The sequence below is a fragment of the Streptomyces sp. NPDC046866 genome, from assembly GCF_040704625.1.
Taxonomy (GTDB): Bacteria; Actinomycetota; Actinomycetes; order Streptomycetales; family Streptomycetaceae; genus Streptomyces.
This window is the reverse complement of record NZ_JBEYXN010000008.1, coordinates 246,844-264,970: the sequence shown is the minus strand read 5'-3', so window position 1 is coordinate 264,970 and position 18,127 is coordinate 246,844. Positions and strand designations below refer to the sequence as shown.

General features: G+C 74.8%; 19 protein-coding genes and 2 pseudogenes. 15 read left to right on the top strand and 6 right to left on the bottom strand.

Annotation, left to right across the window (positions count from 1 at the left end; genetic code table 11):
* The first annotated feature begins 113 nt into the window (after positions 1-113).
* The 5 genes from AB0953_RS15500 to AB0953_RS15480 all read left to right on the top strand — a co-directional run bounded on the left by AB0953_RS15500 (position 114) and on the right by AB0953_RS15480 (position 5,304).
* A complete protein-coding gene (locus AB0953_RS15500; protein ID WP_366859957.1) occupies positions 114-953 on the top strand; it encodes an ABC-2 family transporter protein in 840 nt (279 codons plus the stop codon).
* A 100-nt stretch (positions 954-1,053) separates the two neighbouring features.
* The gene (locus tag AB0953_RS15495; protein ID WP_366859987.1) at positions 1,054-1,899 is read left to right on the top strand and encodes an ABC transporter permease; all 846 of its coding nucleotides are present in this window, start codon (positions 1,054-1,056) and stop codon (positions 1,897-1,899) included.
* A 6-nt stretch (positions 1,900-1,905) separates the two neighbouring features.
* Complete coding sequence (locus AB0953_RS15490; protein ID WP_366859986.1) at positions 1,906-2,877, top strand: ATP-binding cassette domain-containing protein; 972 nt, start codon at positions 1,906-1,908, stop codon at positions 2,875-2,877.
* 172 nt (positions 2,878-3,049) lie between these two features.
* Entirely contained in the window at positions 3,050-3,814 is a 765-nt protein-coding gene (locus tag AB0953_RS15485) for a DUF1707 domain-containing protein (RefSeq protein ID WP_366859956.1), read from the top strand.
* A 122-nt stretch (positions 3,815-3,936) separates the two neighbouring features.
* Positions 3,937-5,304, top strand: coding sequence for a DUF445 domain-containing protein (locus AB0953_RS15480; protein WP_366859955.1), 1,368 nt, complete (start codon positions 3,937-3,939; stop codon positions 5,302-5,304).
* Positions 5,305-5,324: 20 nt separating this feature from the next.
* Here the strand turns inward: AB0953_RS15480 and AB0953_RS15475 are convergent, their stop codons facing one another.
* Positions 5,325-5,624 (bottom strand): hypothetical protein, encoded by a 300-nt coding sequence (locus AB0953_RS15475; RefSeq protein ID WP_366859954.1) that lies wholly within the window; start codon positions 5,622-5,624, stop codon positions 5,325-5,327.
* 42 nt (positions 5,625-5,666) lie between these two features.
* Positions 5,667-5,843, bottom strand: a complete 177-nt coding sequence (locus AB0953_RS15470; protein WP_366859953.1) for a hypothetical protein — start codon at positions 5,841-5,843, stop codon at positions 5,667-5,669.
* 156 nt (positions 5,844-5,999) lie between these two features.
* Between AB0953_RS15470 and AB0953_RS15465 the strand changes: the two genes are divergently transcribed.
* The 3 genes from AB0953_RS15465 to AB0953_RS15455 all read left to right on the top strand — a co-directional run bounded on the left by AB0953_RS15465 (position 6,000) and on the right by AB0953_RS15455 (position 8,142).
* The gene (locus tag AB0953_RS15465) at positions 6,000-6,539 is read left to right on the top strand and encodes a GNAT family N-acetyltransferase (RefSeq protein ID WP_366859952.1); all 540 of its coding nucleotides are present in this window, start codon (positions 6,000-6,002) and stop codon (positions 6,537-6,539) included.
* Positions 6,540-6,605: 66 nt separating this feature from the next.
* Positions 6,606-7,652, top strand: a complete 1,047-nt coding sequence (locus AB0953_RS15460; protein WP_366859951.1) for a hypothetical protein — start codon at positions 6,606-6,608, stop codon at positions 7,650-7,652.
* 31 nt (positions 7,653-7,683) lie between these two features.
* A complete protein-coding gene (locus tag AB0953_RS15455; RefSeq protein ID WP_366859950.1) occupies positions 7,684-8,142 on the top strand; it encodes a very short patch repair endonuclease in 459 nt (152 codons plus the stop codon).
* Positions 8,143-8,288: 146 nt separating this feature from the next.
* Here AB0953_RS15455 and AB0953_RS15450 read toward each other — a convergent pair whose 3' ends face one another.
* Positions 8,289-9,284, bottom strand: coding sequence for an SEC-C metal-binding domain-containing protein (locus tag AB0953_RS15450; RefSeq protein ID WP_366859949.1), 996 nt, complete (start codon positions 9,282-9,284; stop codon positions 8,289-8,291).
* A gap of 56 nt (positions 9,285-9,340) precedes the next feature.
* On the opposite strand from AB0953_RS15450, the gene AB0953_RS15445 reads away from it, so the two are divergent.
* The 4 genes from AB0953_RS15445 (at position 9,341) to AB0953_RS15430 (ending at position 12,446) form a co-directional block, all read left to right on the top strand.
* The gene (locus tag AB0953_RS15445; RefSeq protein ID WP_366859948.1) at positions 9,341-10,192 is read left to right on the top strand and encodes a class E sortase; all 852 of its coding nucleotides are present in this window, start codon (positions 9,341-9,343) and stop codon (positions 10,190-10,192) included.
* Positions 10,193-10,240: 48 nt separating this feature from the next.
* On the top strand, positions 10,241-10,570 hold the full coding sequence (locus tag AB0953_RS15440; RefSeq protein WP_366859947.1) for a DUF6412 domain-containing protein: 330 nt from the start codon (positions 10,241-10,243) through the stop codon (positions 10,568-10,570).
* Positions 10,571-10,714: 144 nt separating this feature from the next.
* Positions 10,715-11,467, top strand: a complete 753-nt coding sequence (locus AB0953_RS15435) for a YidC/Oxa1 family membrane protein insertase (RefSeq protein WP_366859946.1) — start codon at positions 10,715-10,717, stop codon at positions 11,465-11,467.
* Between the two features lie 121 nt (positions 11,468-11,588).
* Complete coding sequence (locus AB0953_RS15430; RefSeq protein ID WP_366859945.1) at positions 11,589-12,446, top strand: fumarylacetoacetate hydrolase family protein; 858 nt, start codon at positions 11,589-11,591, stop codon at positions 12,444-12,446.
* A gap of 220 nt (positions 12,447-12,666) precedes the next feature.
* On the opposite strand, the gene AB0953_RS15425 is transcribed toward AB0953_RS15430, so the two are convergent.
* Both AB0953_RS15425 and AB0953_RS15420 read right to left on the bottom strand, forming a co-directional pair.
* Complete coding sequence (locus AB0953_RS15425; protein ID WP_366859944.1) at positions 12,667-13,854, bottom strand: ALF repeat-containing protein; 1,188 nt, start codon at positions 13,852-13,854, stop codon at positions 12,667-12,669.
* 145 nt (positions 13,855-13,999) lie between these two features.
* Entirely contained in the window at positions 14,000-15,106 is a 1,107-nt protein-coding gene (locus AB0953_RS15420; RefSeq protein WP_366859943.1) for a Gfo/Idh/MocA family oxidoreductase, read from the bottom strand.
* 55 nt (positions 15,107-15,161) lie between these two features.
* On the opposite strand from AB0953_RS15420, the gene AB0953_RS15415 reads away from it, so the two are divergent.
* The 3 genes and pseudogenes from AB0953_RS15415 to AB0953_RS15405 form a co-directional block, all read left to right on the top strand.
* Positions 15,162-16,250 carry an ROK family transcriptional regulator gene (locus tag AB0953_RS15415; protein WP_366859942.1) on the top strand — a complete coding sequence of 363 codons (1,089 nt, stop codon included), beginning with the start codon at positions 15,162-15,164 and terminating at the stop codon, positions 16,248-16,250.
* Between the two features lie 329 nt (positions 16,251-16,579).
* The gene (locus tag AB0953_RS15410; protein WP_366859941.1) at positions 16,580-17,359 is read left to right on the top strand and encodes a hypothetical protein; all 780 of its coding nucleotides are present in this window, start codon (positions 16,580-16,582) and stop codon (positions 17,357-17,359) included.
* A 99-nt stretch (positions 17,360-17,458) separates the two neighbouring features.
* A pseudogene (locus AB0953_RS15405) lies at positions 17,459-17,953 on the top strand (ATP-binding cassette domain-containing protein); the annotation flags it as partial.
* 26 nt (positions 17,954-17,979) lie between these two features.
* Here AB0953_RS15405 and AB0953_RS15400 read toward each other — a convergent pair.
* Positions 17,980-18,125: pseudogene (locus tag AB0953_RS15400) on the bottom strand (2-aminoethylphosphonate ABC transport system ATP-binding subunit PhnT); the annotation flags it as partial.
* Positions 18,126-18,127: the final 2 nt, after the last annotated feature.

Below are 18,127 nucleotides of genomic sequence, written 5' to 3'. Positions count from 1 at the left end.
GCGGCTTCGGCCGACGTGGGGACGACGTGCCGACGACGTGGGGACGACGTGCCGACGACGTGGGGACGACGTGCCGACGACGTGGGAACGACGCGGGGAATCGGAGGGATGCGGTGCGCCGGTCAACGGCTGGAAGAGCGGGGCTCTATGCGGCTGTCGCGGCAGGGGGGTTCCGGCGTTACGCGACCTACGGGACGGCGACCGCGGCCGGGGTGTTCACCAACACCGTGTTCGGTTTCATCCTGGCGTACACGTACATCGCGCTGTGGGACGAGCGGCCGGGGCTCGGCGGCTACGACCAGGCGCAGGCCCTGACGTTCGTGTGGGTGAGCCAGTCGCTGCTGGCGGCGGGGGCGCTGATCGGGGGCGGCTTCCAGGAGGAGGTGCAGGAGCGCATCCGTACGGGTGACATCGCGGTCGACCTGTACCGGCCGGCGGACCTGCAGCTGTGGTGGCTGGCCGCGGATCTGGGGCGGGCAGCGTTCCAGTTGGTGGGGCGGGGGGTGGTGCCGTTGGCGGCGGGGGCGGTGGTGTTCCGGCTGGCGCTGCCGGCGGATCCGGTGCGTTGGCTGCTGTTCCTGGTGTCGGTGCTGCTGGGGCTGGTGGTGGGTTTCGCTGTGCGCTACCTGGTGGCGCTGACGGCGTTCTGGCTGATGGACGGGGCCGGGATCAACCTGATGGCGACGGTGGCCTCGATCTTCTTCTCGGGGATGCTGCTGCCGCTGACGGTGTTCCCGGGCGGCTTCGGCGAGGTGGTGCGGGTGCTGCCGTGGGCGGCGATGCTGCAGGTGCCGTTGGACGTGCTGATGGGGCGGCATGCGGGGGCGGGTGCCGGCGGGGGTGGGGTGCTGGGGGCGCTGGCGTTTCAGGCGGGGTGGGCGTTGGTGCTGCTGCTGACGGGGCGGTTGGTGCAGGCGGCGGCCACGCGGAAGGTGGTGGTCCAGGGTGGCTGAGGAGGCGGAGGAGGTCCTGGCGCGGGTCGGGCTCGTGGGCCCGCGGGCCGGTGTGCGGGGCGGGGCGGGTGCGGAAGCGGTTGCCGGGGGCGGGGCTGGGGTGGGTTCCGGCGCGGGGGGCGGCGTACGGCGGCGCGGTCGGGCCCTGGAGGGGCTGCGCGGCTACGGGCTGATCGTGGCGATGTGGATCCGGTCGACGATGGCGTACCGGACGTCGTTCGTCCTGACGGCGGTGGGGAACGCGGCCATCACCTTCCTCGACTTCGTGGCGATCGTGGTGATGTTCTCGCACGTGGACGTGTTGGGCGGCTTCACGCTGCCCGAGGTGGCGCTGCTGTACGGGGCCTCCTCGGCCTCGCTCGGCCTCGCGGACCTGCTGCTGGGCAACACCGACCGGATCGGCGCCCGCATCCGCGACGGTTCGCTCGACACCATGCTGGTGCGGCCGGTGCCGGTGCTGGCGCAGGTCGCGGCGGACCGGTTCGCGCTGCGCCGGCTGGGCCGGGTCGGGCAGGGCCTGGCGGTGCTGGGCTGGGCGGGGGCGGCGCTGGACGTGGCCTGGACACCGGCGAAGGTGCTGCTGGTGCCGGTGATGGTGGTGGGCGGGGCGGCGATCTTCGGGGCGGTGATGCTGGCGGGGGCGGCGTTCCAGTTCGTGGCCGGGGACGCGGCGGAGGTGCAGAACTCCTTCACGTACGGCGGCAACACCATGCTCCAGTACCCGCCGACGATCTTCGCCAAGGAGCTGTTGCGCGGGGTGACGTTCATCGTGCCGCTGGCCTTCGTCAACTGGCTGCCCGCCCTGTACGTGCTGGGGCGGCCGGATCCGCTGGGGTTGCCGGGGTGGGTGGCGTTCCTGAGCCCGCTGGTGGCGCTCGCGGTGTACGGGCCCGCGGCCCTGGCCTGGCGCGCGGGCCTTCGTTCGTATCGGAGTACGGGGAGCTGATCCGTGGTGGGCAGGGATGTGCTGATCGAGGTGGACGGGGTCGAGAAGGTCTTCGACGTCCGGCGCCGCACGGGCCTGGTGCGGCGGGAGAAGCGGCAGGTCAGGGCGGTGGACGGGATCAGCTTCGAGGTGGCTCGGGGCGAGGTGGTCGGCTACATCGGGCCCAACGGTGCGGGGAAGTCGACCACCATCAAGATGCTGACGGGGATCCTGACACCCAGCGGCGGCCGGCTGCGGGTGGCCGGGACCGACCCGGCGCGGGAGCGGATGCGGCTCGCGCACCGGATCGGGGTGGTGTTCGGGCAGCGCACCACCCTGTGGTGGGACCTGCCGTTGAAGGACAGCTACGGGCTGATGCGGCGGCTGTACCGGATCCCGCGGGCGCGCTTCGAGGAGAACCTGCAGCGGTGCGTGGAGCGGCTTGACCTGGGGGCGCTGCTGGACGTGCCGGTGCGGCAGTTGTCGCTGGGGCAGCGGATGCGCGGCGACATCGCGGCGGCGCTGCTGCACGATCCGGACGTGCTGTACCTGGACGAGCCGACGATCGGGCTGGACGTGGTGAGCAAGGCGAAGGTGCGGGGCTTCCTGCGGCAGCTGAACGCGGAGCTGGGCACGACGGTGCTGCTGACCACGCATGACCTGCAGGACATCGAGCAGCTGTGCGAGCGGGTGATGGTGATCGACCACGGGCGGCTGATGTACGACGGGGCGCTGGCCGGGCTGCATGCGGCGGGGGCGGTGGGGGAGAGCGAGCGGATGCTCGTACTGGACCTGGAGCGGGAGCTTCCGGCGATCAGCGTGGCGGGGGCGCGGGTGGTGAAGGTGGAGGGGGCGCGGCAGTGGCTGGCGTTCCCGGCCGGAGCCTCGGCGGCGCCGCTGGTGGCGGAGGTGGCGGCGCGGTATCCGCTGCTGGACCTGTCGGTGCGGGAGCCGGACATCGAGGACGTGATCGCGCGGATGTACGCGGGGCGGGGCTGAGCGCCGACGGGCCTGCGTGCCGGCGGGGCTGAGTGCGGGCGGGGCTGCGGAGTGGTCCGCGTCGGTTGCGGAGTCGGGGACGCGGAGTCAGGGATGAATCAGGGGCGCTCCCGGGGTGGTTGCGGGGGCCGGGCCCGTACCCGTCGGGGTCCGCGCTGCATAGTCTTGGCGCATGACTGACGAGGGGCCGCACGAGCCGTTGCCGGAACTGAGGGCGTCGGATGCCGACCGGGAGCGGGTGGTGGAGCGTCTGCGGGACGCCGTCGCCGAGGGCCGGCTGGACATGGAGGAGTTCGAGGAGCGGCTGGACGCGGCGTACAGGTCGCGGACGTACGCGGAGCTGGAGCCGCTGACCCGGGACCTGCCGGCGCAGGGGTCGGCTCCGGGGGCCGGCGCCGGTCCGGCGGCGGGCGGGGTGCCCGCCGCGGCGGCGCCGGACGGGTCCTGGGCGTCCCGGATCGGCAACAGCGCGTACCCGGCGTCCTCGGCCACGGCGGTGGCGGTGATGTCGGGGTTCCAGCGCAAGGGCGCCTGGACGGTGCCGGCGCGGTTCAACGCGGTGGCGTTCTGGGGCGGCGGGGAGCTCGACCTGCGCGAGGCGAACTTCGCGGAGCGCGAGGTGGTGATCAACTGCGTCGCCATCATGGGCGGTGTCCAGATCACCGTGCCGCCGGGTGTGGAGGTCGACGTACGGGGCATCGGCGTCATGGGTGCCTTCGACCACGACCACCGCCGGGGCGCGCCGGTGGCGCCGGGAGCGCCGCGGGTGGTGGTGACGGGCTTCGCCTTCTGGGGCGGGGTGGGCGTGGTGGTGAAGGAGCCCAGGGGCTCCAAGGCCCGCAGGCTCTCCAAGTCCGACAGGGCCGAGAGGGCCGACAGGGCCGACAGGCGGGGCAAGGGCCTCGAGGGAGGTCCGGACCTGCGCAAGGAGCTGTGAGGGCGGGCACCGGGCTGTAGGGGTGCCCGCAGGACCGGGACGGCGCGCCGGGAACTCTCCGGGGCTGCGGGGAGTCGGATGCTATGCAGACAAAACCGGCGCCCGGGGGAAGGCAGGAGCACGTGGACGACCGCACCACCGCCGGAGGGCCCGGCACGGCCGCAGGCACCGGCACGGCCGCAGGCACCGGCCCCGCCCGGGGCGGAGCTCCCCCGCCCGGGCGCGGCGGCTTCGTGTTCAGCGCGGCGGACGAGGAGCGCCGGCAGGGCGTGCGCCGGATGAAGACCACCGCCACGGGCCTGCTGCTGATGGTCGCCGTGGTGTACGCGGTGGCCACGTGGGCGGAGGGTGCGGGGGCCGGCGGCTGGACCGGCTACGTGCGCGCTGCCGCCGAGGCGGGCATGGTCGGTGCGCTCGCGGACTGGTTCGCGGTCACCGCGCTGTTCCGGCGGCCGCTGGGCCTGCCGATCCCGCACACCGCGATCATCCCGACCAAGAAGGACCAGCTGGGTGTCTCCCTCGGGGAGTTCGTCGGGGAGAACTTCCTCTCCGCGGACGTGGTCCGGGCCCGGCTGGACGCCCTCGGGATCGGTGGCCGGCTGGGCGCCTGGCTGGCCGATCCCGCGCACGCGGACCGGGTCACGGCCGAGCTCGTCACCGCACTGCGCGGGGCGCTGGCCGTACTGCGGGACGCCGACGTGCAGGCGGTGGTGGGGGAGGCCATCACCCGGCGGGCGGAGACGGCCGAGATCGCGCCGGGCATCGGCAAGACGCTGGAGCGGGTCGTCGCCGACGGCGGGCACCGCAGGGTCGTCGACCTGGTGTGCGCCAAGGCGCGCGACTGGCTGGTGACGCACGGGGACTCGGTGATGGACGCCGTGCAGGGCGGTGCGCCCGGCTGGACCCCGCGCTTCGTGGACCGCAAGGTCGGCGAGCGCGTGTACAAGGAGCTGCTCCGCTTCCTGACCGAGATGCGGGACATGCCCGAGCACCCGGCGCGCGGGGCGGTGGACCGGTTCCTGGCGGACTTCGCGGCCGACCTGCAGTCGGACGGCGACACGCGGGGCCGGGTGGAGCGGCTGAAGGCCGAGATACTGGAGCGCGAGGAGATCCAGGACGTGATCGCCTCCGCCTGGACCGCGATCCGGTCGATGATCATCTCTGCGGCGGAGGACGAGCGCAGCGAGCTGCGGCTGCGGGTGCGGTCCTCGCTGCTGTCGCTGGGGCGGCGGCTGTCCACGGACGGCCGGCTCCAGGACAAGGTGGAGGGCTGGCTGGAGGGCGCGGTGGTCTACGTGGTCACCACGTACCGCGCCGAGATCACCTCGCTGATCACCGAGACGGTGGCCGGGTGGGACGCCGAGCACACGTCCCGGAAGATCGAGGCCCACATCGGTCGGGACCTTCAGTTCATCCGGATCAACGGCACGGTGGTCGGCGCCCTGGCGGGCCTGCTCATCTACGCGGTGTCCCGGGCGTTCGGCGCGTAGCCGACCCGGGGGAAGGGCCGTCAGCCGCGGTCGGCGACGGCCCAGGAGGCGGCGGCCACGACGGCCGCGGCCCCGAGGACGGCCGGCCAGGCCCCGACCTTCTTGGCCAGCGGGTGGGCGCCCGCGAACCCGGCCAGGTACAGCGCGCCGAGCCCGGCGGCCGCGGGGGCGCCGCCGCTGCGGTGCCACTCGCGCCCGGCCGCGAGCCCGGCGGCGCCGAGCACGACACCGCCCAGGGGGCGCTTCCTGGTCCAGCGGGCGACGGCGTAACCGCCGACCAGCCCGGCGGCCGCCACTGCGGAACTCGGTACTCGCACCATGCCAACTCCCTCGTCTGTCGTACGTATTGACCCACATGCACCCTAACGGGGCCGCTTGGCCACCCGGTGGGCGCCCACTGCCGCGAGCACGAGCACGGCTCCGCCGATCGCGGCGTCCGGTACGGCGTCCTGCACGGCGCGCGGCAGCAGGGCCACCGCGCCCAGGACGAGCAGGAAGGCGAGGGCGCACCGGCCGGCCATCCGAAGCAGTCTGTCCACGGGCTGCTCAACGCGGCGGACGGCCTCCCGACACGGAGTGCGGTGGGGGGATTTGTCGCACACTCGCCGGATCCGTGCGATACGCGCCGAAGGGGGTGCCCCGGGCATAGATTGCGCGTGCCCGCACGGAACCTCAGGATTCAGAGGGGCGGACCCATGATCTGCTACGGAGACACCGTCCTCGACCTCGCGGACGAACTGCTCGACGCCTACGCCGAGGTGTTCTCGGCCCCGCCGTGGAACGAGGACGAAGAAACCATTCGCCGCTTCGGGGTCCGGCTCCAGGCCGACACCCGGCGCCGCGGCTTCCGTACCGCCCTCGTCCAGTCGGCGGCCGGCATCGACGGCTTCGCCACCGGCTGGCTCACCCCCGCCGCCTTCCCCGCGGACCGCGGCTACGCCCACGTCGCCGCACAGCTCGGCCCGCAGCGGGTCCGGGAGCTCCTGACGGGCGCGCTGGAGGTGGACGAGCTCGCCGTACGCCCGCACGCGCGCGGCCGCGGCACCGGCCGGGCCCTGCTGACGGAGATCACCGCAGACGCCCCCGACGGCCGCGCCTGGCTCCTGACCTCCCGCCTGGCGACGGCCACGGTGGCCACGTACCGCCGGCTGGGCTGGCGCGAGGTGACCCCCCTGCCGGGCACCCGCACGGCGGTGGCGGTCTTCCTGGCCCCCACGCACCCGTCCGGGCCCTGACGGACGGCCGCACGCGGCAGTCGGACGTCCGGCATCCGAAGGACCGGTCCCGGGCATACCCGCGGCATGATCGCGCCGACGACACCCCCGCCCACGACGCCTCCGGCGAAGCACCCGGCCCGCAGGCAGCCGAACTTGGCCACCCGCCGGCAGCTGAACCTGGCCACCCGCCGGCAGCTCACCGCGGCCGGCATCCCGGACGCCACCATCAGCTCCCGGGCCCGGCCCGGCGGCCCCTGGCAGCGGCTGCTGCCCCGCGTCTACCTCCTCCAGACGGGCCCCCCGGACCACCGCCAACGCGCCCTGGCCGCCGTCCTGTACGCCGCCGAGCCGGCCGCCGACCCGCTCTCGGGCGAGAGCGCGGCCCTCACCGGCGCCGCCGCCCTGGCCCTCCTCGGCATCCGCGACGCCCCGCGCACCCCGGCCGACGTCCTGATCCGGTCCCCCCGGAGGCTGTCCGCCACCCCCGGGGTCCGCCCCCTGGCCACCGCGCGCTGGCCGCAGACCATCACGGTCGCCGGGATCCCGAGCACCCGCCCGGTCCGCGCGGCCGCCGACTTCGCGGCCCGGGCCGAGGACCCGCAGCGGGTCCGGGCGATGCTGGCCCAGGTCGTCCAGTCCGGCTGGTGCCACCCGCAGGACCTGCACGCCGAGCTCCGCGACGCCCGCCTCCTGCGCCGCCCGGCGGTCCGCACCGCGGCGGCGGAACTCCTGGCCGGCGTGCGCTCCCCGGCGGAGGGCCGGGCCCGCGACGCCCTCACCGCGGCCGGCGACCTCCCGACCCCGCTGTGGAACGCCCGCCTGTACACCCCGGACGGCACGTTCCTGGCCAGCCCGGACGCGTACTGGCCCGACGAGGGCGTGGCCCTGGAGATCGACTCGGCGGAGTACCACTACACCCGCGACGCCTGGCAGGCCACCCTCCGCCGCCGCCTGCGCCTGGAAGCCCACGGCATCCTGGTGGTCAGCGCGACCCCGTCCATGATCCGCGACACCCCGAAGGAAGTCCTGACGGCCCTGCGCACCCTCCTCACCCTCACCACCACCCGCCCCACCCCACCCAAAGCCACAGCCCGCGGCCACCAACAGCTCGCCTTCCCCTTCGGGTGGTGAGCGAGCGGTTTCCACCGTCGACAATGGAGGTGTGGAGAGACTCGAGACGACGGCCGGGGTACGCCGACGCATGAGCCGCCAGAAGAGCCGCAACACGGGGGTCGAGGTGGCCCTGCGCAGGCTGCTGCATGCCTCGGGCCTGCGGTACCGGATCCACCGGCGGCCGGTGAAGGGGGTTCGACGGGAGGCGGACATCGTCTTTGGTCCTGCCCGTGTGGCTGTCTTCGTCGACGGCTGCTTCTGGCATGGCTGCCCCGAACACGCGACATGGCCCCGGAACAACGCCGACTTCTGGCGGACGAAGATCGAAGGAAACCGGAACCGGGACCTCGACACGGACGCCCGTCTCGCCGCCGCCGGGTGGGCCGTCGTACGGATCTGGGAACACGAGGACCCCGCGGAGGCGGCGGAGCGAGTCAGGGCGGCCGTTGCGGAGCGACGCACCCCGGACCCTGCCGAGATGAACGCTTTGCAAGACGAGCTCGTTTGACAGCCGGAGAACGGCGGTGAACCTCCGCGGGTCGTCGCCTGCCTTGATGTCAGTCCCTCTCCAGGCCATGAGCAGTTGGGCTCATGGCCTGGCGCTGGGCAGGGGAGAGACGGGATCAGATGGGTGCCGGTCGGATCATCGGACCATCAGGCGCCGTGGCATTCGGCGTAGGGCTTGGTTGAGGTGCACCAGCAGGGGGCGTTCGGGGGCGGGGGCCAGGGGGTGGCCTTGCCGCGGGCCGCCAGGGTGGTGGCGTACTCCGGGAGGAGGGACGGGGAGGCCGGGGAGGTCTTCTCCGAGGCCGCGAAGGCCTCGTACGACGGGACGCTCGCCGTGACGATGCCCAGGTTCGTCGTGCCCGAGGCGGCCAGGGCGCGCAGGGACGTCTCGATCTGGGTGAGGTGCGCCTCGTGCGAGGGGTATTCCGCCGCCAGCGTCGGGTAGCTGGTCAGGAGCTCCGCCAGCTCCCGCTGCGGCCAGTGCAGGAGCGCCACCGGGAACGGGCGGGACAGGGCCGCGCGGCGGTCGCCCAGCTCCGCGCGCAGGCGGGCGATCTCGGCGCGGAGCTCGGCCGGGTCGTCGGAGCCGAGGGCCCAGATGCGCTTGGGGTCGTGCAGCTCGTCCAGCGGGATCGGGCCGGTGTGGCGGGTGTCGGCCACCATGTCCCAGTCGTCGTGCGCGAGCCCGAGGAGGCGGCGCACCCGGTGCCGGCCGGTCAGGAGGGCCGTCGTGGCCGGGGTGAGGGGATCCTGCTCCGTGATCAGGAGGGTGGCCGCCTGGGTGAAGCACTCCTCCGACGCGGTCAGCTCGTCGTGGGCCTCCAGGGCCTCCGCGATCACCTCCCACGGCGCCGGGTCCGACGGGGCCGCGGCGCGGATGCCCTGGATGAGGGCCCAGGCCTCGGGCTCGTGGCCGTACTCCCACAGGTTCGCCGCCTGCAGCGCCTTGATCAGGTGCGGGTCGGCCGGTTCGCCGGCCAGCAGCTGGTCGTACAGGGCGCTGGCGCGTTCCCGGGCGTCGGCCAGCTCGAGATGGGCCGCGGCCTGGAGCAGCAGGGGCTCCTGGTCCTCGGGGTAGCGGGTCGCCGTGCGGATCAGGCGCTCGGCTTCGGCGATGTGCTCGGCAGGCGTGTCGGGGCGCATGGTTCACACCGTACTGCCGCTGGTCTGTCGGCGGGGGAGGTCTTAAGGTGCGCCCCGTGCGGGATCACATGCGTGTGGTGGTGCAGGGCGGCGGCCGGGGCGCGCGCCGCGCCGGTCTCGCGGGCCTGCTGTGGTCCGCCGCCGAACTGGCCGTCACGGGGGGTGTGGTGGTGTTGCTGCTGGTGGTGCACCAGGTGTGGTGGACCAACCGGCAGGCCCTGGCCTCCGCCCACCGGCAGGTCGCCGCGTTGGAGGGGGAGTGGCGAGCCGGGTCCTCCGGTTCTTCCTCTTCCTCGTCCTCTTCTTCCTTCCCTTCCTCTTTTCCTTCCGCTTCCCCCGTCGAGCCGGACTCCGGTTCCTCGGGTTCCCGTGCTGCTGCGTCCGGGGGCCCGCCCGCCGCCGGCGGCGGGGATTCGGCCCCTTCGTCCCGGCCTTCCGGGGCTTCCGGTGCGTACGGGGTGCTGCGGATCCCGCGGCTCGGGGTCGTGGTCCCGATCGCCCAGGGGGTCGACAGGCGGGCCGTCCTCGACAAGGGGTACGCCGGGCACTATCCCGGGACCGCCCAGCCCGGGGCGGCGGGGAACTTCGCGCTCGCCGGGCACCGCAACACCCACGGGGAGCCGTTCCGGTACATCAACCGGCTGCGGGCCGGGGACGAGCTGATCGTCGACGTCCGGGGGCGGCGGTTCACGTACGTCGTCGGCCGGACGCTGCCGCAGACGGGCGAGCGGGACACGGGGGTGCTCGCGCCGGTGCCGCGGAGCACGGTGCGGCCGGAGTACGGGTACAGCGAGCCCGGCGCGTACATCACGCTCACCACCTGCACTCCGGAGTACACCTCCACGTACCGGCTGGTGGTCTGGGGAACTCTGCGCGACCCCGACTCCGTTGTCAGTGCGGTCGGTTAGGATCGATACCGGTTGATGATCTTGGCGCGGGGGGAAGGGGTGGTTCGGATGCTCGGGCGGTTCTCGCCGGTGTCCTCTGCTGCCGCTCGGCTCGCCCCGCTGCTGCTGCTCGGGGGCCTGCTCGGCCTGCTCGGGCTGTTCCTCGGGGAGAGCGGTCCGGCTGCCGTCGTGATGGCCCTCGCCGCGTTCGCCGCCGTCGTGGCCGTGGGCGCTGCGGCCCTGGCCGCATGCCTGGTACGGCCCGTGCCGCCGCACCGCATACGCACCGCGATCCGTGATCGCGAGCAGCGCACGGCGTTCCTGCCGCAGCGTGATCCCGATGCCTCCGGCCGGTCGCGGCCGAGGGCGCCCGGCCGTCTCGTCCCGACGGCCGCGTAGGGGCGCGCAGCTCTTTGCCCTTTCGTTCCTCAACACCTCGAGCCGTTCTTCCCACCTCGAGGCCGCTGTCGTGCCCCTCGCGGGTCGTCGCATCGCCGAAGTGCCTTTCTTTCGACGTTCGACGAGACCCCTCGGAGGGCCCGCGTGTCCGTTTTCACCCGTCTTGTTGTTGAGCTGGGCCGGTTCCTGGAGCCGGTGCTGGCCGAGTCCGCGACCGCTGCCGCGATCGTGCTGTTCACCGTGCTCGTACGGCTCGCCCTGCACCCGCTGAACCGTGCGGCGTTCAAGGGCGCCACCCCGGTGGCCGGCTGCCTGCCCGTGCTGCTCCAGCTGCCGGTGTTCTTCCTCATGTACCGGGCCTTCACCTCCGCCGGTGAGCTGCTGGACCACCGCCTGCTCGGGGCGCCGCTGGGCTCCCGCTGGGCCGATGCCCTCGGGGCCGGGGGTGTCTTCGGGGCGCAGGGCTTGGTGTTCCTCGGGCTGTTCGCCGCCATCGCCGGTGTCGCGGCCTGGAGTGCGGTGCGCGGGCGGCGGGCCGCCGCCGCGGCCGCCGAGGCGGCGACGGCGGCTGCGAAAGCCGCTCCCGGCGCTGCCCCGGCCCGTGCTGCGGCCGCCGCAGGCGCGCGTACCGGCTCCCCTGCCGCCGCGCTGACTGCCGAGCAGCAGGAGGTGATGCGCAAGGTCGGCGGCGTACTGCCGCTGCTGTCCTTCGGGACGCTGGTCACGGCCGCCGTGGTGCCGCTCGCCGCGGGGCTCTACCTGGTGACCACCACCGCCTGGTCCGTCGCCGAGCGGGCCTGGCTGCAGCACCGCAAGGAGCAGGCCGAGCAGCGGGCCGAGCGGCGGGCCGAGGAGGGCGCGGGGGCGGCCGGCGGACGCGAGCGTTCCAGCCTGTGAACAGGGTCTTGCGGATGGACCGGGCATCTTGGAGGATCAGCCAATCCTCCGATGGCCGCAACCCATCGTCCGGCCCGGGGCATGCCCGTGGGCCGACCACCCTCGACCACGGGAGAAGCCCATGAAACTGCTGCGTGTCGGACCGGCCGGCGGCGAGCACCCCGCGCTGCTCGACCAGGACGGGACCCTGCGCGACCTGTCCGGCCTGATCACGGATGTGGACGGCGCCCTGCTCGCCGACGACTCCGTGCTGTCCCGGGTACGGGACGCGGCGGCATCCGGGGAGCTTCCGGCGCTCGACGCCGAGGGCCTGCGGATCGGCGCGCCGATCGGCCGCATCGGCAAGATCGTGGGCATCGGCCTGAACTACTTCGGCCACGCCGCCGAGATCGGCGCCGAGCCGCCGGCCGAGCCGATCCTGTTCCTCAAGGCCGCCGACACCGTGGTCGGCCCGGACGACACCGTCCTGATTCCGCGCGGCAGCGTCAAGACGGACTGGGAGGCCGAGCTGGGCGTCGTCATCGGCAGCACGGCCCGCTACCTGTCCTCCGCCGAAGAGGGCCTCGCCCACGTCGGCGGCTACACACTAGTCAACGACGTCTCCGAGCGCGAGTTCCAGATCGAGCGCGGCGGCACCTGGGACAAGGGCAAGAACTGCGAGACGTTCACCCCGCTGGGCCCGTGGCTCGTGACGGCCGACGAGATCCCGGACCCGCAGGTCCTGGACGTCAAGCTGTGGGTCAACGGAGAGCTCAGGCAGGACGGCAACACCTCGGACCAGATCTTCCCGGTCGGCGAGGTCGTGCGGTACCTGAGCCAGTTCATGACGCTCCACCCGGGCGACGTCATCGTCACCGGCACCCCGGCCGGCGTGGCCATGGGCCAGCCGGAGCCGAAGCCGTACCTGCGGGCCGGGGACGTCGTGGAGGTGGAGATCGAGCGGCTGGGCCGGCAGCGGCAGGAGTTCAAGAACGCGTAGGGGCAACGCCTGCGCCGTCCCCTTCGCGCTCTGCGCAGCCCTTCTCGCTCCGTAGGGAGGGAACGGAAGGGGTGGGGTCGTGCCTGCCGCATCCGGCAGGCGCGGCCCCGCACCGCTGCCGGGCGCGGCCCCGCGCCGCTGCCGGGCGTCGGCCCCGCCACGCTGCCGGGCGTCGGCCGCGCGCCGCTGCCAGGCGTCGGCCCCGCGCCGCTTCGAGGCGTCAGCCCCGCGCCGCCGCACGGCGTCGGCGCCCGGCGTAGAGCAGCCCGGCGCCCGCGCCCAGCGCCGCCGCGCCCGCCCCGGCCGTCACCGCGACCCCCGCGTTCGCGCCGGTGCTGGCCAGCGGGCCGGACCCGCCCGCGGGGGCCGCCTTCGCGGAGCCGCCGCCCGAGCCCGAGCCGGATCCCGTTCCGGCCTGCGGGGAGGGCTTCGCCGAGGCGTTCTTGTCGGCGTCCTTGCCGCCGGACCCGTCCTTGCCGCCCTCCGCGGCCCGGTCCTTGTCCCGGGCGGTGTGCTGCCCGGTCTTCAGGAACTCGGCGCGGTCCGCCGGAGTACCGGCCAGCGCGGCGGTCGCGGCCTTCTTCAGCTCCGGGCCGGCATCCTTGAGCATCGCCCGGATCAAGGCGGTGTTGTCGCCGTCGCGCAGCTCGTGCTGCGTCTTCGTCACGAAGGTGCGCAGTTCCTCGGGCGTCGGGTTCTTCTCCAGGAGCTTGACGATCCCGTCCTTCAGGCCCGGCCCGGCGTCCTTCAGCAGGCCCAGCAGCAGGACCCTGTCGTCCTCGGCGCGCACCTTGTGCTGCCCGGTCTGGACGAACTCGCGCACCTGTTCGCGCGTTCCGCCGTCCAGCAGCTTGTTGACCGCCTCGGTGATGCCCTTGCCGGCGCCGGGCAGCATGCGCGCCAACTCGACCTTGTCGTCCTCGAAGCGGGCCGCGTGCTGCCCCTCCTTGAGGAAGGCGGTGACGGCCTCCCTGGTGCCCGCCTGCAGGGCGGCCGCGGCGGCCCGCTTCACGGCGGGGCCGCCGGCCGCCTCGATCTGCGCGACCCGCACCAGGTCGTCCTCGAACTGCTGCTTGGCCCACTCGACCTCCAGGAACGTCCGCATGTCCGCGGCCGTTCCCTTCAGGGCCTTCTCCGCCGCCTCGCGCACGCCCGGTCCGCTCGCGGGGTCCGCCAGGATGGCCTGGATGGCGGCCAGGTCCTTCGCGGCCTGCGGGTCCTCCGCCGGCTTGTCCGCGCTCTGCCCGCCCCCTGCCGGATCCGTGTCGGGGACGGTCGGAGCGGCCGGCCGCTCCACCGCCGCCGGCGCGGCCAACGCCGGCGAGGCGAGCAGGACGGCCGGGGCCATCGCGGCCGCGGCGACGGCCGATGCGATCCTGGGCAGCTTCACAGCGGGTCCATTCTTCACACGTCTGATGATCGACAGTCTGTGAAGGATAGATCGTTCGTGCGAGGCAAAGCGCCGATTGTTAACACTTGTATGAAAAACGGGCGGGCCGCAGCCCGACGGGCCGGACCCCGACGGGCCGCAGCCCGGCGTCCGGCGCCCCGGGTCACAGCTCCACCGTCACCCCGTCACGGGACGAGATCCGCGCGGCCTCCAGCACCTCCAGGCACTGCGCCGCCTCCCGCGCCGTGACCGGGGCCGGGCCGCCCTCGCGCAGTGCGGCCGCCACCGCCGCGTAGTACGCCGGGTAGTCGCCCGGCACCGTCGCCACCGGCGTCCCGCCCCCGGTCAGCGGGGACTCGCCCGAGCCCAGCCGGCCCCACATGTGCTCGGGCTCCTCTCCCCACGGGGCGTCGCCGCCCGGCCGGTGCCCCTCGCGCAGGGCGGCCTCCTGCGGGTCGAGGCCGTACTTCACCCAGCCGGCCCGCGAGCCGAGCACGCGGAAGCGGGGGCCGAGCTGGGCGGTGGTCGCGCTGACGTAGAGGTGGGAGCGGATGCCGTTCGCGTGCGTGACGGCGATGAAGGTGTCGTCGTCGGTCTCGGCGCCCGGGCGGCGCACGTCGGTCTCCGCGTACACCCGTACGGCCGGGCCGAACAGCACCAGCGCCTGGTCCACGACGTGGCTGCCGAGGTCGTAGAGCAGGCCGCCGATCTCCTCCGGCGCGCCCGACTCGCGCCAGCCGCCCTTGAGCTGGGGGCGCCAGCGCTCAAACCGGGACTCGAAGCGCTGGATCTCCCCCAGCTCGCCGTCGGCGAGGAGGCGGCGCAGGGTGAGGAAGTCGTTGTCCCAGCGGCGGTTCTGGAACACCGACAGGAAGGTGCCGGTCCGGTCGGCGAGGTCGGCGAGCCCGCGCGCCTCGGCGGCGGTCGCCGCCAGCGGTTTGTCGACGACGACCGGGATGCCGGCCTCCAGGGCGGCCGTGGCGAGCGGGACGTGGGTCCGGTTGGGGGAGGCGACGACGATCAGGTCGAGGCCCGGGTCGCGGTCCCAGAGCTCCTGCGGGGAGGCGGCGATCCGCACGTCCGGGTAGTCCTCGCGGACCTGGTCCTGGCGGCCGGGATCGGAGGTGACGACGGTGTCCAGGACCAGGCCGTCGGTCGCGGCGACCAGCGGCGCGTGGAAGACGGAGCCCGCGAGGCCGTAGCCGACGACGCCTACGCGGAGGGGGGAGCGGGGGGAGACGGCTTCGGAGGCGGAAGCAGGGACGTTCATGCCTCCACTTTGGCAACAGTGTTTCCTAAGTGCAAGGAGGGTGGAGAATGGGCCGGTGGACTGGAGCAACGGAAGCGGCGTGAATCTGCCGGCCCTGCGCGGGCACAACGACGCGCTCGTCCTGGGCCTGCTGCGCGAAGCCGGACCGGCGGGCCTCGGCCGCGCCGACCTCGCCGGCCGTACGGGACTCACCCCGCAGGCCGTCGGGAAGATCACGGCGCGGCTGCGGGCCGGGGGACTCGTCGCGGAGGCCGGCCGCGGGGCCTCCACCGGGGGCAAGCCGCGCACGCTGCTCCGCCTGGCCGCGGAGGCCCGGTACGCGGTCGGCGTCCACGCCGAGCGCGACGAGCTGAGCGCGGTACGGGTCGACCTGGCCGGCACCGTCGTGGACCGCATCCGCGGCCCCCTGGACTTCGGGGCGGGGCCGGACGCCGTGGTGGAGGAGGTCGTACGGGCGGTGAGCCGGCTCAGCGGCGGCGCGGGCGGGCAGCGGGCGCTGCTCGGCGTGGGCGTCGCCGCACCCGGGCCGCTCGACCCGCGCGCCGGGATCCTGGGCCGGGTGACCGGTCATCCGGAGTGGGAGGGGTTCCCCCTGCGGCAGGCGGTCGCGCAGCGACTGGGTCCGCAGGCGCCGCCGGTCCTGCTGGACAAGGACACCAACGCCGGAGCCGCAGCCGCCGGCGGGCCGGGGCGCGCCGGCTCCGGGACCTCGGTGTACCTGCACCTCGGCACCGGCTTGGGCGCGGGACTCCGGCTGGACGGCGAGGTCTACCGCGGGGAGCGGTCCGCGGCGGGGGAGTTCGGACACCAGGTGCTCAGCCTGGACGGGCCGCCCTGCAAGTGCGGGGGACGCGGCTGCGCGGAGGTGCTGTGCCTCGCGGCGGTGGCCCGCGGGGACCTGGACGAGGCGGCCCGGATCCTCGGCGAGGGCGCGGCGAACGTGGTCGCCCTGCTGGACGCGGACCGGGTGTGGCTCGGCGGCCGCGTGGTGGACGCCGCCCCGGAGGTCTTCACGGCGGGAGTCCGCCGCGTCCTGCACAGCCGCAGCCTCGGGGGCCCGCCGCCGGAGGTGGCGGTGGCGCGGGCGGGCGTGGCGGAGGGCGCGGCGGAACTGGCGCTGGGGCTGGTGTACGGGCGGAGGTGAGGGGCCGGGGCGGCAACGCGAGGGCGGGGGCGAGGGGCGGGGACGAAAGGCCGAGGTGGGGGGGCGGGGCGAGGGCCGGGGACGAAAGGCCGAGGTGGGGGGCGGGGCGCTTCGTCCTGCCGCCGGTGCCTCGCCGCCGCTGCCTCGTGGACGCCGCCGCACGGCGGAGCCGCCCCGCTCCTGCGCCGAACAGGGGTACCGCCCGGGGTGTCGGGGCGGGGCGGGCACGGGGCGCCGTGCGCACCTGGCAGGCTGCGGTGAGGGCGTGGTGGTCCCTCGTCCCGTTCCACCGTCAGCCCGTCCGGCGAGCAGCGAAGCGAAGGTCTGCCATGCGACTGCGCAAAGCCCTTGCCCTCTCCGCCGCCCTGGTGGCCCTCGCCGCCGCCGCCCCGACCGCCACCGCGGACATCGGCACCGGCGGCGGTGCCCGGCCCGCTCCCGCCCTCCCGTCCCGTGCGCTGGCCGTCTGCGGCGGCGGCAAGAGCGCCGAGTTCCCCATCGGCGCGCGGATCCGCGGCGGCCCGGCCGTCTACCGCACCGGCGGTGGGTCGCAGAGCTGGTTCCTGGACCTGACGAACACCACGGACAGCGAGTGCACCGCCATCCACCCCGTCGTGGTCCTGACCGACAAGGCGCGGGCGCTGCGGCCCGAGCACCTGGAGATGGAGTTCGAGACGACCCCGGGCGGCACCCCCCGTCCCGTCAGCCTGGAGCACAGCGACCGCGACGAGATCATCGCCGTCTTCGACGGCGGCGGGAGCTTTCCCGGCTTCGCCGTCGGACCCGGCGGGTCGGTGACCGTCCGGGTGCACCTGGGCTTCACCCCCGACGCCCCCCTCGGCGAGGTCGTCGCCGATGCCGCCCTCGTCCAGCGGCGCGGCGACGACGGCGACTGGATCGGCGAGGGCGGCGGGTACCGCTTCACGGTCGACGGCCCCGAGGAGGCGGCGGAGGCGGTGGGGGCGGGCGCCCTCGCGCACACCGGCCAGGCCGGCCGGGCGTACGGCGGCGAGCTCGGGGCCGGGACGGCCGCGGGAGTCGCGGTCGCCGTCGGCGGGCTCCTGCTGCTGGGCGGCCGCAGGCTGCGCCGGCGCACCCCGTCCCGCTGACCTCCGTACACAACGCCCGTACACCGCGCCCGCGTACGCCTCCGCCCCACGCCTCCGCCCCCCACGCCGCGTCCGTCCCGTGGACCCCGTCCGCGTACAGTCGTCCAGCAGTGCGCGCTCTTCCCGCACCTGCGGGTCGAGGACCACGTGGTCTCGGCCTGCGGACGCAGAAGACCCCGCGGGCCGAGATCCCCCGCCGCGTCGCCGAAGCCCTGGAGATGACCGGCATGGCCGCGTACGCCACGCGGCATCCGCGCGAACTGTCCGGCGGGCAGCAGCAGCGCGTGGCGATCGCCCGCGCCCTCGCCATCCGGCCCGGGGGGTCGGATCGCCGTCATGGACCGGGCCCGGCTGCAGGACTGCGGCACCCCGCAGGAGCTGTACCGCTCGCCGCGCACCGAGTTGACCGCCTCCTTCGTCGGCAACGCCAACCTGCTGCCGGTGACGGTGGCCGCCGCGGGGGCGCTGTTCGCGGGCCGGCCGCTGGAGGTGGACCGGGGGCCGGCCGCGCCGGGCGCGCGGGGCGCGCGGGCGACCCCGTGCGTACGACCGCACCGGCCCCGGCTCGGGGCCGGCCCCAACGCGCTGACCGGGCCGCCGTCGGGGCAGGGGCCGGGGCTTCAGCCATCGGACTCCCCCGCCGACAGCAGCACCGCGTCGCGCGGCTCGAAGTGCAGGGTGACCTCGTCGCCGAGCGCCGGGGTCTCGCGCAGCTCGGGCAGGTCGGCCTTGACCCGGTAACCGTCCACGCGACGTACAGCCGGTGCG